Source organism: Candidatus Omnitrophota bacterium, assembly GCA_041648975.1.
Lineage (GTDB): Bacteria > Omnitrophota > Gorgyraeia > 2-01-FULL-45-10 > 2-01-FULL-45-10 > JAQUSE01.
Genome location: JBAZNZ010000001.1, coordinates 80,453 through 95,459 on the forward strand (window position 1 = coordinate 80,453; position 15,007 = coordinate 95,459).

Here is a 15,007-nt window from a genome sequence, read left to right on the forward strand (position 1 = left end):
GGCGGTATGCGCCCGAAAAAGACGAGATGGATAAAGTGCCGCCCAGGTGAGAGGTGTTTTAAGCCGATGTGCAAGCCTTTAGGTAAGGTAAAGAGCGTATGCCTTACTCTGGACGAATTCGAGGCGATACGGCTCTCCGACCTGGAAGGGTTGGAACAGCTTGCCGCGGCCAAACAGTTTAAGATATCGCGTCCGACGTTCTCGAGGATATTGTCGGCGGCGCGTAATAAGATAGCTGACGGCCTGGTCAATATCAAGGCGATCAGGATAGAAGGCGGCTGCTGTCAAATCATCAAAGGGAGCGGAAAGTGAAAGATTGGAAGAAACTTTTATACGTTGTAGCGGCTTTTTTGGCGTGTTTCTACCTGCCGATCGAGAATTTGCGGTTTACCAACGCTATATTTGAAGCTTTGGCTTTGGTTAAATGGTACGCCCGCGAGCACGTTCTTCTATGCCTCGTGCCGGCGTTCTTTATAGCAGGAGCTATATCGGTATTTGTCAGTCAGGCTTCCGTCATGAAATATTTTGGAGCCAGGGCGAATAAAATTCTTTCTTACAGCGTGGCTTCCGCGTCGGGAACAATCCTCGCCGTATGTTCCTGCACTGTTTTGCCTCTATTCTCAGGGATTTATAAAAGAGGGGCAGGGCTTGGCCCTGCGATGGCTTTTCTGTATTCGGGGCCGGCTATAAATGTTTTAGCTATCATTTTGACCGCACGCATTCTTGGCTGGCAGTTAGGCTTGGCCAGAACCATAGGTGCGGTGCTATTTAGCGTAGTTATCGGCATTCTTATGCACCTTATATTTTTAAAGGAGGAACGCGCGCGCCATGTTTCCGGAGATCTTCAGTTTGGCGAAGTTAAAACAACAAGGCCGCTTTGGAAAGATATGGTTTATTTCTTCTCTATGGTCGCAATACTTGTTTTCGCTAATTGGGGGAAGCCTTTAGAGGGTGATACGGGAATATGGAGCGTAATCTACGGCTATAAATGGTGGATAACAGGATTTTTCTTAGCGGTTTTAACATATACTCTTTTTAGCTGGTTCAAGAAAGATGAGTTAAAAGATTGGACTCAAGCCAGCTGGGGATTCGCTTTACAGATATTACCGCTGCTTCTGGGAGGCGTTTTAATATCCGGATTCCTTCTGGGCAGAGTTGGTCATGAAGGCATTATTCCTTCCCGTTGGGTGGAGGCGCTGGTTGGAGGAAATTCTTTAAGAGCGAATTTCTTTTCCTCAATTGTGGCGGCGTTTATGTATTTCGCCACGCTTACCGAGGTGCCTATTTTACAGGGCTTGATCGGGTCCGGGATGGGTAAAGGGCCCGCCCTGGCGCTTCTACTGGCCGGACCCGCTTTGAGCCTGCCGAGTATGCTGGTTATTCGAGGAGTTATAGGCACAAAGAAAACCGTTGTTTATGTCAGTCTCGTTGTGGTTATGGCGACGATAAGCGGCATGATATTTGGAGCGATAGTTAAATGAGAAACGATGCTGATAAAATTAAAAAGATCGTCAGGGATGGCTATGCGAAGGCAGTGACACAGAAGTCTTCATGCTGTTCTACTAAATCTTGTTGCGGAGGCATAGACCAAGCTAAAGATATAAGCAAGATCGTCGGCTATAGTGATTCAGAAATAAACGCTGTTCCCGAAGGGGCGAATTTAGGCTTTGGGTGCGGTAATCCGGTTGCGCTTGCCTCGTTAAAAGAAGGCGATGTTGTGCTTGATCTGGGCAGCGGGGCGGGGTTTGACGCATTTTTGGCAGCGCAGAGAGTCGGCAAGACAGGCAGGGTTATCGGCGTTGATATGACTCCGGAGATGCTCGCAAAGGCGAAGGAAAATGCGAAGAAAGGTAAGTATACCAACGTGGAGTTTCGCTTAGGTGATATTGAAAAGCTTCCGGTTGAAGATGATTCTATCGATGTGATCATTTCAAACTGTGTTATTAACCTCTCGCCTGATAAAGAGGAAGTATTTAAAGACGCTTACAGGGTCTTGAAGGCAGGAGGCCGATTGATGGTCTCGGATTTGGTGTTAGCAAAAGATCTGCCACAAGAAATCAAGGACTCTGTCGAGGCGTATGTGGGATGCCTTGCCGGAGCCATTAAAAAAGAGGAATATCTGTGTTGTATTGAACAGGCGGGATTCCAAGATATCAAAATTATAAGCGAATCGAGTTATCCGGTAGATGCCATGTTTGATGATCTTGAGGCCGCTCAGGACGCGATAGTAAGTGTCAAAGTCGCGGCGGTTAAAAAATAACGGAGGCATAAAATGAAAATCGAAATATTAGGTGTCGGTTGTCCCAAATGCAAACAGCTTACCGCTAATGCTGAGGCGGCTGTCAAGGAGCTGAACATTCAGGCGGAGATTGGGAAAATTACGGATATCGACAAGATTACTGAATATGGAGTGATGATGACTCCGGGCCTTGCGGTCGATGGAACAGTGGTTTCAGCGGGCAAGGTATTGAGCAAAGACGAGATCAAAAAGATTTTATCGAAATAAGGGAGGACATTAATGGGCAATTGCATGTGTCAAGAGGCGGGTGTTTTGATATTTCCGTGCTCCGGCGGGTCGGATGTGGGCGAACTGTCTGACCGCGTAGCTCGCAAGATGGCCAAATGCGGGCAGGCGAAGATGTTTTGTCTGGCTGGTGTTGGGGCGCATATCCCGGGGATGATTGAGTCAACAAAGGCGGCGAATAAAATTATCGCTATCGACGGATGTCAGGTTTTATGTTCGAAAAAGATTCTTGAACACGCTGGATTCAATCCAATTTCTTTTAATCTTAAAGAAATGGGATTTGAGAAAGGCAAGACTCAGATTACTGAGGAAATTATCGAAAAAGCGGCTAATAAAATTTCAGGAGGTAAAAGTGAAGAGACTTCTTCTCGTAATTCTGGCGGCTGTTGCGGTAATTAGCTCCGCGATAGCCTTCGCGGCAGATAGCAATTCAGTGAAAGTCATAGCGTATTATTTTCATGGGTCATTCCGTTGCCCCACGTGTATGAATATGGAGAAGTATTCAAGGGAAGCGATTGATTCAAATTTCAAAGACGCTCTTGCTTCAGGCAATCTTGAGTTCAAGGTTGTTGATGTGGAGGAGCGCGGCAACGAGCATTTCGTGAATGACTATAAGCTATATACCAAAACGCTTATCCTCTCGATGATCAAGGATGGTAAGGAAGTTAAATCAAAAAATCTTGATAAGATTTGGGAGCTCGCCCGCAATAAGCAGAAATTCATCGAGTACGTTGCCGGAGAAGTGAACGCTTTTATGAAGGACGCTCGATAATGGAATTATTAATCGCTTTCGGTTCGGCATTATGGCTGGGGATATTGACCTCGATCAGCCCTTGTCCTTTGGCCACGAATATCGCGGCGGTGTCGTTTCTTTCAAAGAAGATAGCCCATCCATTTATGGTGTTTGTATCCGGGCTCGCCTATACGCTGGGCAGGATGGCTGCTTATGCGGTTCTTGGCTGGATCATTATAAGTTCTCTTTTAAGCGTGCCGCAGGTGGCTCAGTTTTTGCAGAAATACATGGTTAAGGCTTTAGGCCCTCTACTCATAATCACCGGATTATTTTTGCTGGAAGCGCTTACGATAAAATTGCCCGGCGTGGCGTTATCTCAAAAGCATCACAATAAGCTGGTGGAGTCCGGCGCACCGGGGGCTTTTCTTTTGGGCCTTATCTTCGCCCTGGCGTTTTGTCCGGTTTCAGCGGCGTTATTCTTCGGAAGTCTTATTCCTCTGGCGCTTAATAGTAAGGCGGGAACTTTGCTGCCGTTTATTTACGGTGTAGGGACAGGGCTTCCGGTCTTGATATTCGCTATTGCTATTGCATTAGGCGTCACTTCAATGAGCCGCTGGTTTAGTAAGATCACAAAGCTTGAATACTATACCCGCAGGATCACCGGAGGGATTTTTATTCTTGTCGGGTTGTATTACGCGGGGATTTACATCTGGAAATTGTTTTAAGGTAGACGGTGGAAATAGACAAAGATAAGCGTTACGAAATAATAGTTTTTTCTAATCAAGAGGAAGGCCTGAAGGCCCAAAGGATACTGGTTACAAAAGGCATAGGTTTTAAACATATTTCGACATTAGCGGTTGTGGTGCCCGGATCCGAGCGGCAGATGATCTGTAAAACTCTTATCGATGAAGGCGCTTCGATAAGCGGTTATTATGATTTCCTCTACCGTGATTATGAAGATGATTTTTTTAGGAAGGCAGAGAGTTACAAGGCATCCGACAAGGGCGGTGAATTTTTAAAGAATATCACATTGTGTTATGTCGCGCCCTGTATGGCTGATGAGAAGAAGATACGGCTGATCGCGTATTTTGACCGCAACATAACAGAAATCCTGCCGTATCTGAATGCAGTTATAAAAAGAGCTTCGTATAATAAAAACGCTTCTACATTAACCTACGCAAAAGAAAAGCGCCTTATTAATCTATATAATGTTAAGGTAACGATTGCCAAGGCTGACGACATTATTGACGCATGGGTTGTGCTGGATGAGATCAAAAGACTTATTAACGATACTTATAGCCAAAAGGACAGCATAAAACCCAGTTATGAAGAAAAGATCAAGGTAACCGCTCTTCAAATTTACGGCTGGCTCCCGAAGACAAATTGCAGGGCTTGCGGCGAAGCGACGTGTCTTGCTTTTGCGTGCAGGCTTTTACTGGGAGAACAGAAACTTTCAAAATGCGTTCCATTGTCAACAGAACAAAAATTTGCGGAGAATAGAGAGATTATGCAAGAGATGGCAGAAGCATTAGGCGTCGCTTGATAAGGATAAGGAGGCAGATATGGGCGAAGGTATTGTTAAAAAACTATCATTCTTGGATAGATTCCTGACTCTATGGATATTTTTAGCTATGGCGACCGGTGTGCTCTGGGGATATTTCTATCCTTCGGTCGTCGGTTTTTGGAATAAATTCCAAGTCGGAACTACTAATATTCCGATTGCCATAGGACTGATCCTTATGATGTACCCGCCGCTTGCCAAGGTGCGTTATGAGGACCTTGGAGATGTGCTGCGCGATAAAAAGGTGCTTATTTTATCGCTTATACAGAACTGGATCATCGGTCCTGCGCTCATGTTTGTCCTGGCAATTATATTCCTCAGGGGATATCCGGAGTATATGGTCGGGCTTATCCTTATCGGCATTGCCAGGTGCATTGCCATGGTGATCGTTTGGAATGAGCTTGCCAGGGGGGATACGGAATATTGCGCCGGCCTGGTCGCTTTCAATTCTTTTTTTCAGGTAATATTTTATTCAGCGTATGCCTGGTTCTTCATTACGATCGCCCCTACATGGTTCGGGCTTAAGGGCATGGTTGCGCCGGTATCCATGGCACAGATCGCGCACAGCGTGTTTATTTATTTGGGCATTCCTTTTATCGCGGGTATGCTGACGCGTTTTGTTGTGATTAAAATAAAAGGTAAAATCTGGCATCATGAAAAATTTATCCCTCGCATCAGCCCTTTGACATTGATAGCGCTATTATTCACCATAGTCGTTATGTTCTCTATGAAGGGCGAATATATCGTTAAGATACCCCTGGATGTCGTAAGGATCGCGATACCGCTTCTTATTTACTTTGTTATTATGTTTATCGTTTCATTCTATATGAGCAGTAAGGCCAGGGCCGGCTACGCCAAGAGCGCGACACTTTCGTTTACTGCGGCAAGTAATAACTTTGAGCTTGCGATCGCTGTGGCCGTCGCGGTGTTCGGGATAAATTCAGGGCAGGCGTTTGCCGCGGTCATTGGGCCGCTGGTCGAAGTGCCGGCGCTCATCGGGTTGGTCAATGTGGCGCTCTATTTCAAAAGGAAGCATTTTGGTGAATAAGAAAAAAGTTCTATTTCTTTGTACGGGTAATTCCTGTCGTAGTCAGATGGCAGAGGGGTTTTTACGTTCTCTGGCCGGCGACAAGTTTGAGGTATTTAGCGCAGGTGTAAAGCCGACGCAGGTTAATCCGTTGGCTATAAAAGTAATGGCCGAGGCAGGTATAGATATATCTAAACACAGATCTAAATCCGCGATGGAATTTATCGGCCAACAGTTTGATTATGTGATTACGGTGTGCGACAATGCCAGGCAGACATGCCCAATCTTTCCCGGTAAGTATGAAAAAATCCACTGGGACCTGGAAGATCCGGCAGAGGCGCAGGGTAGCGAGGAAGAACGAATGGTGGTATTTAGAAAAATACGAGATGAGATAAAAAAAAGAATTGAAGAATGGAATAGATGATAGGCGTGGCAAGAAAGAGCGCAAATAAGAAAATGCTCAAGCATGGAGCGGTTGCCATTTGCAAAAAAGCGTGATATACTTTTTCTGCGGTCTTTATAACCATGAGGTGTGATGAGATTTAAAAATAAAATATTAATAGTAGGCTTCGGATCCGTCGGAAAATGCGCCCTTCCCGTACTTCTCGAACATATCGATGTCCCATACCAGAATATAACCATCGTAGATTTCGCCGATAAACGCGCCGCCCTTGCCCCCTGGATAAAAAAAGGCATACGATATTCCCAGGAAAAGATCACTCCTTTGAACTTTACGAAGGTGCTCTCAAAATATGTCAGCGCAGGAGGGCTTATAATAGACCTTTCCTGGAACATCGAGTGCACCGATATGCTTACCTGGTGTCACAATAACAAGGTATTCTATGTGAATACCTCTGTCGAGGAATGGGATCCGTACGCGGCCATCTACAATAAGAGCCCTTTTAAAAAATCACTCTATTATAAGCAGATGGAGATCCGCGACATGATCGCGAGATGGAACAACGGCGCGATAACGGCCGTGTTGGACCATGGCGCGAATCCGGGGCTCATCTCGCATTTCGTGAAGAAGGGCCTCGTGGACCTGGCCGGCAGGATGCTGGAGGATAATGCCGTGCCGAAGACCGAAAAAAAGAAGATAGAACAATGCCTGCATGAGAAAGATTTTCCGCGGCTTGCCATGGAGACGGGCGTCAAGGTAATACATTGCAGTGAGCGCGATACCCAGATAAGCGGCAGGCCCAAGGAAGTGGACGAGTTCGTCGGGACGTGGAGCATAGAGGGGCTGCGCGAAGAGGGGACGGCCCCGGCTGAAATGGGCTGGGGCACGCACGAGAAGAAGCTCCCCAGGCACGCGCACGTGCCACCGTACGGCCCGAAGAACCAGATCTTCCTGTCGCAGATGGGGATGAATACCTGGGTCAGGTCATGGGCTCCTTACGGCGAGATAGTGGGAATGGTCATAAGGCACGCCGAGGCTTTTTCGATCTCCGACTACCTTACGGTAAGGAAAGGCAACAAGGTAATATACCGCCCGACGGTGCATTACGCTTACATGCCGTGCGACGCTACGATAGCGTCTCTCCATGAGCTCCGCGCCAGAGGCTATGAACTGCAGCCGAAGCAGAGGATAATGGGCGACGAGATAACAGGCGGAGAAGATACGCTGGGAGCCCTGCTGATGGGGCACAGGTATAATTCGTGGTGGACCGGTAGTGTCTTAAGCATAGAAAAGTCGCGGAAGCTGGTGCCCGGCCAGAACGCGACTACCGTTCAGGTGGCTATCGGAGTGGTCTCGGCTGTCATGTGGGTGATCGAGAACCAGGGTAAAGGCGTATGCCTGCCCGACCACCTGCCGCATGACTATATATTGAAGATAGCCATCCCGTATCTCGGGAAGTTCGTTTCAGGGCCTGTCGATTGGACGCCTTTCAAGAACTACCAGATATTTTTCAAGGAAAATCCAGAGCTCTATCTGGATAAGAAAAACGTCTGGAGCTTCCAAAACTTCCTTTGCCGCTATTAGATCCGCTTATTATTGATGCGGGTGATGGTGCTCATGCGCTTGATGGTGCGCCGGGGGTTGGTATGCCTTATGTAGAGCGCTGTTCCTTATCCCGTAAGAGAAATAGACCACAAGGCCTAAGATAAGCCATATTACAAAACGCACCCAGGTAACGCCCGGCAGTCCGGTCATGAGGAAGATACACGACGCGACGCCAAGTAGCGGCGTCACGGGGCTGAAGGGCACTTTGAAGGTGCGGTGCCTGGACGGGTCCTTTACGCGGAGTATTATTATCCCGAAGCATACCAGGACGAACGCGAAGAGCGTGCCTATATTCGTGAGGTCGACCATTTCGTCGATATTCGTGAAGGCGGCGATGGACGCGATGAGTATCCCTACGGTGATCGTCGTGACGTGAGGTGTTTTGAATTTCTTGTGGACGCGCGAGAAAATTCCCGGCAAGAGCCCGTCGCGGGCCATCGAGAAGAATATCCTCGATTGCCCGAGCTGCAGGACGAGGAGGACGGCGATGTGCGCTACGATAGAACCGAAAGCGACGATGATAGCGGCCCAGCCGAGGTTTATGTGCTGCATGGCGAGCGTCAACGGTTCCGCCTTCTCGTGGGCGAGCGCCGTCTTTAATTGCGCGAACGGCACTATCCCGGTAAATACCGCCGCGACCAATATATAGATGATGGTGCAGATGATAAGCGACCCTATTATTCCGATCGGCATATCACGTTTGGGGTTACGCGTCTCCTCGGCCACGGTCGAGACGCAATCGAACCCTATATAAGCGAAGAACGCTATGGCCGCGCCCGCTTTTATTCCCGCGAAACCATTAGGAGCGAACGGCACCCAATTCTGCGGTTTTACGAAGAACGACCCCAGCGCTACGAAGAAACCGAGTACAAGCAATTTTACCGTGACCATCGCTATATTGAAACGCGAGCTCTCCTTTATGCCGCGGACGAGTATCACGGTCAGGAGAAGGACGATGATGAACGCGGGGACGTTGCATATGAGCGGGAATCCTAATATGTTGGGCGCGTTGTGCACAGCGTACCAGGCCTTCTGCATCGCCGGATTGAGCGCTTCGAAAGCGACGCCGCTGTTTAACAGGTCGGAGGCTTTTACAAAACCGTGTATGGCCGACCGGTAGTCGATAGTGGCCCACGCCGGAAGAGAAATTCCGAAACCGTTAAGTAACGCCGTGAAATAACCGGACCAGCTTATCGCGACCGCGATACTTCCGACGCAATATTCCAGCATCAGGTCCCACCCGATTATCCACGCTATGAGTTCGCCGAATGTGGCGTATGAATAAGTATACGCGCTGCCGGAAATAGGGACGAGCGAGGCGAATTCCGCGTAGCAGAGCGCCGCGAAGCAGCACGCCACCGCGGTGATCGCGAAAGAGAGCATTAGGGCGGGCCCGGCGCCGGGACGGAGACTGTCGCCCGCGGCAGCTGTGCCGACGGTCGCGAATATTCCCGCGCCTATAATGACGCCGATACCGAACAGGATGAGCTCGAACGGGCCGAGGGCCTTCTTGAGCTTATGCTCGGGGTCGTGGCTTTCAGCCAGGATCTGGTTAAGGTCTTTAAGTTTGAATAGCCTGCGCGCCAGGTTTTTCATCGCTAGCGGATATTCTACTAAAAAAGACACGTTTTTTAAATAAAAAACTCGTCCTTTTTAATTTTCTTGACCATATGAGGATCAGGCGTTATGATAACCGTTAATGAGAGAAATATTGTTCCTTATATTAGGACTTTCGGCCGGTACGCTCTCCGGCTTGTTCGGGATCGGAGGCGGCGTCATATTGATACCGGGCCTTGTCTTCCTGGCGGGATTGACACAGCATGAAGCTCAAGGCACGACGCTTGCCATATTGCTCCTTCCAATAGGGCTTCTTGCCGTCCTGCGATATTATAAGGGCGGCCATGTCAACCTGTATATCGCGTTATTCATCTGCGTAGGATTTTTTATCGGCGGGCTTCTCGGCGCGAATATCGCCGAAGGCATATCGAATCTCGTATTGAGAAGGGCCTTCGGGGCATTTTTGCTGATAGTCGCGTTCTATACCATATTCTCGAAATGATCATGAAAAATATTATTTTTACGCTGATCGCCACCGTCCTGGTATTCGCGGCGGCCGAAGGGGCGAGCAGGCTATTTGTCCATCCGGGCTCGTATGATTTCATAGAGCGGCGCGCTATGGAGCAGAGCCTGAAACATAATAAGGCCGGCGGAGAAATACGTATACTCCTTTTCGGCGAATCGACCATGTTCGGCGGCTCCCTCTATCCGTATTCGACGATAGACAAGTGGCTGAAGATGTATCTTGCCGACCTCCTTCCCGAAGAGGAATATAAGCGCGTAACGGTGATGAATTTCGCCAGGCTTGGCGTGGACAGCCGGTTTGTATCGACCGCTTTTATCGACCTCATCCCTTACAAGCCCGATCTCGCCGTCTTTTACACCGTCCACAACGATTTTATACAGCCGGGCAGCCGGCGCGTCCTGCTCGGCGGGGAATCGCCCGCAAAAGAACGCAGAGAATATTTTAGGCGCCTCCGCAAAAAGAGCGCTTTTCTCAATCTCTTAAACAGGCTTATTATCAGGTGGAAGATGTATCGCAGCTCGATAAAGGACGCCAGGGCAAAGAGCTCCGACGATTGGTATCTTGAAGGGGACGCGGGTGACGGCATCTGCAAAAATGAATCCGACCTCCTGCGGCCGGACTCGCCGGGTTACGAAGTCATTAAAAAGAATTTCGAAAATAATATCAACAGGATCATTTCCGCAGGCGCCCGGAACTCGATACCGGTAATATTTTTCGAAGGGTTGTCGAAATGGAAGGGTTATGAGCCGGTGAGGCCCTTCCACGGGAGACTCATGACCCCGGAGCTTCTGGCCGCATGGTCGAGAGGCTTCGACACGGCCGAAGCGGACTTCCGTCTCGGGCAGTATGAGAGCGCGCTTAAGATGTACGCCGCCTGTAAAGAGGCGGATCCGGAGTACGCGCTTACTTATTACAGGATGGGACAATGCTTTGAAGGCCTGAGGCAGTTCAGCCGCGCCAATGAATATTACGCGACGGCTAACGATAAAGACCATTACCCGATACGCGCGCCGGCGTTCGTCAACCGGGTATATGAAAAACTGCGCCTCTCGAGGGTCCCGCGGGTCTATTTCATAAGAACCCAGAAATTATTCGAAGAACGCTCTCCTGACGGCATAATAGACGACAGCCTGGTCATAGACCAGATCCATCCCACTATCGAAGGGCAGGCGATGATGGCGCTTGAATTGGCCAGGACGATTTACGATAACGGCCTTTTAATCCCGAAAGATAAGTGGCGATGGGACCGGCTGCGGAGCGCGGCGGAGATGAAGAAGTCCCTTCGCCTGGATGAGGATGCGGAATTCGATATATGCCTGGCATCGGCAGGTTATGTGGCAAGAGCCTACTCAAAGGCTGCCGAATTTTTAGAGCAGGCCGTAAAGATAAGGCCGCGTTCCGTATTCGCCAGAAGTTGGCTCGCATGGTCGTATTGGAAAGACGGCAGTAAGGCAAAGGCCGTCAACCTGTATAATGAGCTTTACCGGAAAGCCCCGGACAAGGCTTCGGTATTTTTGGACAAATACCCCGAGATAAGGAAAGCGCTCCCCATATAATAGCCGCCCGTTACTGCCGGCAATCTTCGACAAAGGGAACTTTTCAGCCGCTTCAGGCTGTCTAAAGTAGTGAAAGGCGCGCATGAACAATATATCGCAGGAGCTCCTCGCGAGGGCTTCGAACGGCGACATGGGAGCGTTCGAGGAGATATATAAAGCCTCTTCGGGGTTTGTCTATAACGTATGCCTCAGGATAACGCAGGATATACCCGACGCGGAAGAGGCGACGCAGGATGTTTTTTTGAAGATTCACAGGAACCTGAAGGATTTCGCGTTCCGGTCATCTTTCAAGACATGGATATACAGGATAGCTGTCAACGCGGCGATTAACAGGTACAGGGTCTCAGCGAGGAATAGAGGAAGATATTTAAGCTATGACGAGGGGAGCGGGAACGACGCATTTCCGGTGGAAAGCCAGGTGTATGAATCTGCCGACAAGGAAGAGCGTAAAGCGATGGTCGACTCGCTCCTGTCGAGCTTAAGCGCGGAGTTAAGGTCATGCATAGTGTTGAGGGAGATAGAGGGCATGGATTATAAAGAGATAGCCAGGACCCTGGATATACCTATAAATACGGTCCGCTCGAGATTAAAGAGGGCGAGGGAAAAGCTGCTTATATATGCGGCGGGGGGAGGCGGTAGATCATGAGGTGCAAAGAGATCCGTGAGTTGATCATGACCGATTATCTGGACGGAGAGCTGAAGGGCAAGACGCTCGAAGAGGTAAGGCTCCATATAGAAGGATGCGCGGAGTGCCGCGCGATCGAGATACGCCTTAAGGGGCTGGGCGCGTCTTTAAAAAAGGCTGTTCCAGCCGAGCCGAGAGGCGAGGTATGGGAGCGCATCCGCGCAGATCTGACCTCCGGAAAGGCGTACCGGCCCGGGATATTCGCGGAAGCCCGGGAGGGCCTTAGGGCGTTTCTGCTGGGGCCGAGATTTGTTTTTGCGAGGACGGCCGCGGTTGCCGCTGTGGTCGTCATCATGCTCGTAAGCTCGATGTGGCTGCGGGGCAGTACGACGATAAGCGGTGAGGACGCATTTATTACATACCTTTCGAACGGCACGGCCGACGCCGGGCAGGATTTCGGGACGTCCATTGAGGAATATTTCCTTTAGGGAGGTGAATTGATATGAAGAAGATAGCAAGTGTTCTGATGGCTATTTTCGCGGCTTTTGCGGTGTTTACATCGAGTGTATACGCCTATGATAAAGGATGCGGCAGCGAAAAGACGCATATGGGGAAGAAATGGGAGAGCCTGACGAAAGAGCTCGGCCTGACGCCGGAGCAGGACCGGAAGCTCGAGGCCAACCGCAAGGCGCAATTCGAAAAGATGAAAGGCTTCCGCAAGGCGATGAAAGAGAAGGGGGATGAGCTGGCGAAGGCGCTGGAGAACCCCGCAGCTACGCGCTCGAGCGTAGAGCCAATCGCCGCCGGGATGAAGGCGCTGGAGTCGCAGTCGGTCGACCAGAGGATCGACGGTATCTTTTCCGTGAAAGAGATACTGACGCCAGAGCAGTTCGCGAAGTTCAATTCGCTTATGGAGAAGAAGAGGCTTGAGCGCAAAGAGCGGGGCAGAGGCGGCTGGGAGCGTTAATAGAAGTACCGGTAATGAGACGGAAGATGGCGTGGTTATATTCGCTATCTTCCGTCTTTTTTATACCCGCAAATAATATTCTGATTTATATTATTTATGATATAATATGAAAACATACCTATAATAACAGGAGGAGCCATGGCCAGTTTCGAGGATTTTAAAAAACTGGAATTCAAGACAGCGAAGATAAAAGAGGTGAACGACCACCCTAATGCCGACAGGCTATACGTGATAATGCTCGACGTGGGGGATAAGACAAAACAGGTCGTTGCAGGCATAAAGAACGCGTATAAGAAAGAGGATCTCGTCGGTCGCCAGGTCGTCCTGGTCGATAATCTCGATCCGGCTATGCTGCGCGGCGTGGAGAGCCAGGGCATGATACTGGCCGCTTCCGACGATAAGGGGATGGCGATAGTGACGCCCGACAAAGAGATGACGCCGGGGAGCGTCGTAAAGTAAAGTTTTGCGCGTCTGTCCTCCTTCGCTCTTCAGAGTGAGATTATGGTAGAGCTTCGGCGGGACTGGGCGCCGGAGTAAGAATGGAGCGCCTGTAGCTCAGTTGGATAGAGTATCTTCCGCCTATGCTGCACAGAAAAACAACACATGGCGGATCCGCCATGAATAGTTTTGAGTTGGGTTTAGGCGGAGGCTACGAACCAGAGTATGTTTTATGTATAACGTGTATGCGTTGCTTAGTCTAAAAAATGGCAAGAGATATATCGGCTTTACGTCCAAAACTCCGGAGTTGAGGTTGAAAGAGCATAACAAGGGATGCAACAGTTGGGCTCGCCAGAATAGGCCATTTGAACTTATTTATATGGAAGAGTGTGATACTTCAAAAGAAGCGAGAAATAGAGAAAAATTTCTCAAATCAGGTCAAGGTAGAAGGGAAATAGACAATGTTTTGCGCGCCCGTAGCTCAACTGGATAGAGTAACTGGCTACGAACCAGTAGGTTGGCCGTTCGAGCCGGCCCGGGCGCGCCACTCTTGAAGAACATATATGACCAGGATCGACGAAATATACATGACGGAGGCTTTGAGGGAGGCAAAGAAGGCCTTTGAAAAGGACGAAGTCCCCGTCGGAGCTGTAATAGTCCACAGCGGCAGGGTAATAGCCAGGGCACATAACCAGATAAAGATGCTGAAGGACCCTACGGCGCACGCCGAGATGATAGCGGTCACGCAGGCCGCATCTTATCTGGGAAGCGAACGGTTGCTTGAGAGCGCGATCTATGTTACTATTGAGCCTTGTGCGATGTGCGCGGGCGCCCTTATCCTGGCAAGGGTGAATAGGTTGTGTTTTGGGGCCCCCGATGCTAAGACGGGCGCGTTCGGTTCCGTCCTGGATATCAATAAGAAGAAGCTGAACCACAGGATATCGGTAACAAAAGGCGTGTTGGAAGAAAGATGCGCCGGGATATTGAAAGAGTTCTTTAAGAAGAAACGAAATACAAAGTCTTTTTAGATGTAGTCCCTCGCATCATGAATTAGGCAATATATGCTCGGGACGATTTACCTCAAGTTAAATGACAGTAAATCGGAGAGATCGCCTAGTGGTCTAGGGCAGCGGTTTGCTAAACCGCCATGCGCTTGAAAAGGTGCATCGAGAGTTCAAATCTCTCTCTCTCCGCCATTTTTTTGGTGAACCCTCCGACGAGAGCCATAGCTAGTTTTGGCTTGCGCAGAAGGGGATTCGAATTACGGATAAATATTTGTTAAGTGGAAAAATTATTATGCTGAAAAGGGATGAACAATGCAGTTCTCGGTAGTCATCCCGGCCCGAAATGAAGCTGAGCGTATCGGTGCATGTCTGGAGTCAATTTTACCGCATCCCAATCCTATACGGGGCAGACCGAGATCATAGTTGTGCTCAACCGATGTACAGACTCTACAGGAGATATCGCGCGAAAATACGGCGCACGTAT

The 15,007-nt window shown here is 49.4% G+C and carries 20 protein-coding genes and 2 tRNA genes; 21 read left to right on the forward strand and 1 reads right to left on the reverse strand.

Features of this window, described 5'->3' with window-relative positions:
• The first annotated feature begins 6 nt into the window (after positions 1–6).
• The 11 genes from WC592_00440 (at position 7) to WC592_00490 (ending at position 7,829) form a co-directional block, all read left to right on the forward strand.
• Positions 7–312 (forward strand): DUF134 domain-containing protein, encoded by a 306-nt coding sequence (locus WC592_00440; protein MFA4980927.1) that lies wholly within the window; start codon positions 7–9, stop codon positions 310–312.
• On the forward strand, positions 309–1,481 hold the full coding sequence (locus WC592_00445; protein MFA4980928.1) for a permease: 1,173 nt from the start codon (positions 309–311) through the stop codon (positions 1,479–1,481). The genes WC592_00440 and WC592_00445 overlap by 4 nt, the downstream gene beginning before the upstream one ends.
• On the forward strand, positions 1,478–2,260 hold the full coding sequence (gene arsM / locus WC592_00450; GenBank protein ID MFA4980929.1) for an arsenite methyltransferase: 783 nt from the start codon (positions 1,478–1,480) through the stop codon (positions 2,258–2,260). Before WC592_00445 ends, arsM begins: the two co-directional genes overlap by 4 nt.
• Positions 2,261–2,272: 12 nt before the next feature.
• Positions 2,273–2,506 carry a thioredoxin family protein gene (locus WC592_00455; GenBank protein ID MFA4980930.1) on the forward strand — a complete coding sequence of 78 codons (234 nt, stop codon included), beginning with the start codon at positions 2,273–2,275 and terminating at the stop codon, positions 2,504–2,506.
• Positions 2,507–2,518: 12 nt separating this feature from the next.
• The gene (locus WC592_00460) at positions 2,519–2,923 is read left to right on the forward strand and encodes a putative zinc-binding protein (GenBank protein ID MFA4980931.1); all 405 of its coding nucleotides are present in this window, start codon (positions 2,519–2,521) and stop codon (positions 2,921–2,923) included.
• Entirely contained in the window at positions 2,877–3,296 is a 420-nt protein-coding gene (locus tag WC592_00465; protein ID MFA4980932.1) for a nitrophenyl compound nitroreductase subunit ArsF family protein, read from the forward strand. The genes WC592_00460 and WC592_00465 overlap by 47 nt, the downstream gene beginning before the upstream one ends.
• Positions 3,296–3,982 (forward strand): aromatic aminobenezylarsenical efflux permease ArsG family transporter, encoded by a 687-nt coding sequence (locus tag WC592_00470; protein ID MFA4980933.1) that lies wholly within the window; start codon positions 3,296–3,298, stop codon positions 3,980–3,982. Before WC592_00465 ends, WC592_00470 begins: the two co-directional genes overlap by 1 nt.
• 8 nt (positions 3,983–3,990) lie before the next feature.
• Positions 3,991–4,800, forward strand: coding sequence for a (Fe-S)-binding protein (locus WC592_00475; GenBank protein ID MFA4980934.1), 810 nt, complete (start codon positions 3,991–3,993; stop codon positions 4,798–4,800).
• A gap of 19 nt (positions 4,801–4,819) precedes the next feature.
• A complete protein-coding gene (gene arsB / locus WC592_00480; protein MFA4980935.1) occupies positions 4,820–5,866 on the forward strand; it encodes an ACR3 family arsenite efflux transporter in 1,047 nt (348 codons plus the stop codon).
• The gene (locus WC592_00485) at positions 5,859–6,269 is read left to right on the forward strand and encodes an arsenate reductase ArsC (protein ID MFA4980936.1); all 411 of its coding nucleotides are present in this window, start codon (positions 5,859–5,861) and stop codon (positions 6,267–6,269) included. Before arsB ends, WC592_00485 begins: the two co-directional genes overlap by 8 nt.
• 111 nt (positions 6,270–6,380) lie before the next feature.
• Positions 6,381–7,829 (forward strand): saccharopine dehydrogenase C-terminal domain-containing protein, encoded by a 1,449-nt coding sequence (locus WC592_00490; GenBank protein MFA4980937.1) that lies wholly within the window; start codon positions 6,381–6,383, stop codon positions 7,827–7,829.
• 9 nt (positions 7,830–7,838) lie between these two features.
• On the opposite strand, the gene WC592_00495 is transcribed toward WC592_00490, so the two are convergent.
• Positions 7,839–9,446, reverse strand: a complete 1,608-nt coding sequence (locus tag WC592_00495; protein ID MFA4980938.1) for an amino acid permease — start codon at positions 9,444–9,446, stop codon at positions 7,839–7,841.
• Positions 9,447–9,549: 103 nt separating this feature from the next.
• On the opposite strand from WC592_00495, the gene WC592_00500 reads away from it, so the two are divergent.
• The 10 genes from WC592_00500 (at position 9,550) to WC592_00545 (ending at position 14,715) form a co-directional block, all read left to right on the forward strand.
• A complete protein-coding gene (locus WC592_00500; protein MFA4980939.1) occupies positions 9,550–9,909 on the forward strand; it encodes a sulfite exporter TauE/SafE family protein in 360 nt (119 codons plus the stop codon).
• A gap of 2 nt (positions 9,910–9,911) precedes the next feature.
• The gene (locus WC592_00505; protein MFA4980940.1) at positions 9,912–11,489 is read left to right on the forward strand and encodes a hypothetical protein; all 1,578 of its coding nucleotides are present in this window, start codon (positions 9,912–9,914) and stop codon (positions 11,487–11,489) included.
• 82 nt (positions 11,490–11,571) lie between these two features.
• A complete protein-coding gene (locus WC592_00510; GenBank protein ID MFA4980941.1) occupies positions 11,572–12,135 on the forward strand; it encodes an RNA polymerase sigma factor in 564 nt (187 codons plus the stop codon).
• Positions 12,132–12,602 carry an anti-sigma factor gene (locus WC592_00515; GenBank protein MFA4980942.1) on the forward strand — a complete coding sequence of 157 codons (471 nt, stop codon included), beginning with the start codon at positions 12,132–12,134 and terminating at the stop codon, positions 12,600–12,602. The genes WC592_00510 and WC592_00515 overlap by 4 nt, the downstream gene beginning before the upstream one ends.
• 14 nt (positions 12,603–12,616) lie before the next feature.
• On the forward strand, positions 12,617–13,081 hold the full coding sequence (locus WC592_00520) for a periplasmic heavy metal sensor (protein MFA4980943.1): 465 nt from the start codon (positions 12,617–12,619) through the stop codon (positions 13,079–13,081).
• Between the two features lie 138 nt (positions 13,082–13,219).
• Entirely contained in the window at positions 13,220–13,540 is a 321-nt protein-coding gene (gene metG, locus WC592_00525; GenBank protein ID MFA4980944.1) for a methionine--tRNA ligase subunit beta, read from the forward strand.
• A gap of 211 nt (positions 13,541–13,751) precedes the next feature.
• Positions 13,752–14,012: a GIY-YIG nuclease family protein gene (locus WC592_00530; protein MFA4980945.1), complete on the forward strand. Its 261-nt coding sequence runs from the start codon at positions 13,752–13,754 to the stop codon at positions 14,010–14,012.
• Positions 13,990–14,066: transfer RNA gene (locus WC592_00535), tRNA-Arg, on the forward strand. Before WC592_00530 ends, WC592_00535 begins: the two co-directional genes overlap by 23 nt.
• Before the next feature lie 16 nt (positions 14,067–14,082).
• On the forward strand, positions 14,083–14,547 hold the full coding sequence (gene tadA / locus WC592_00540) for a tRNA adenosine(34) deaminase TadA (GenBank protein ID MFA4980946.1): 465 nt from the start codon (positions 14,083–14,085) through the stop codon (positions 14,545–14,547).
• A gap of 74 nt (positions 14,548–14,621) precedes the next feature.
• Positions 14,622–14,715, forward strand: a tRNA-Ser gene (locus WC592_00545).
• Positions 14,716–15,007 lie beyond the last annotated feature (292 nt).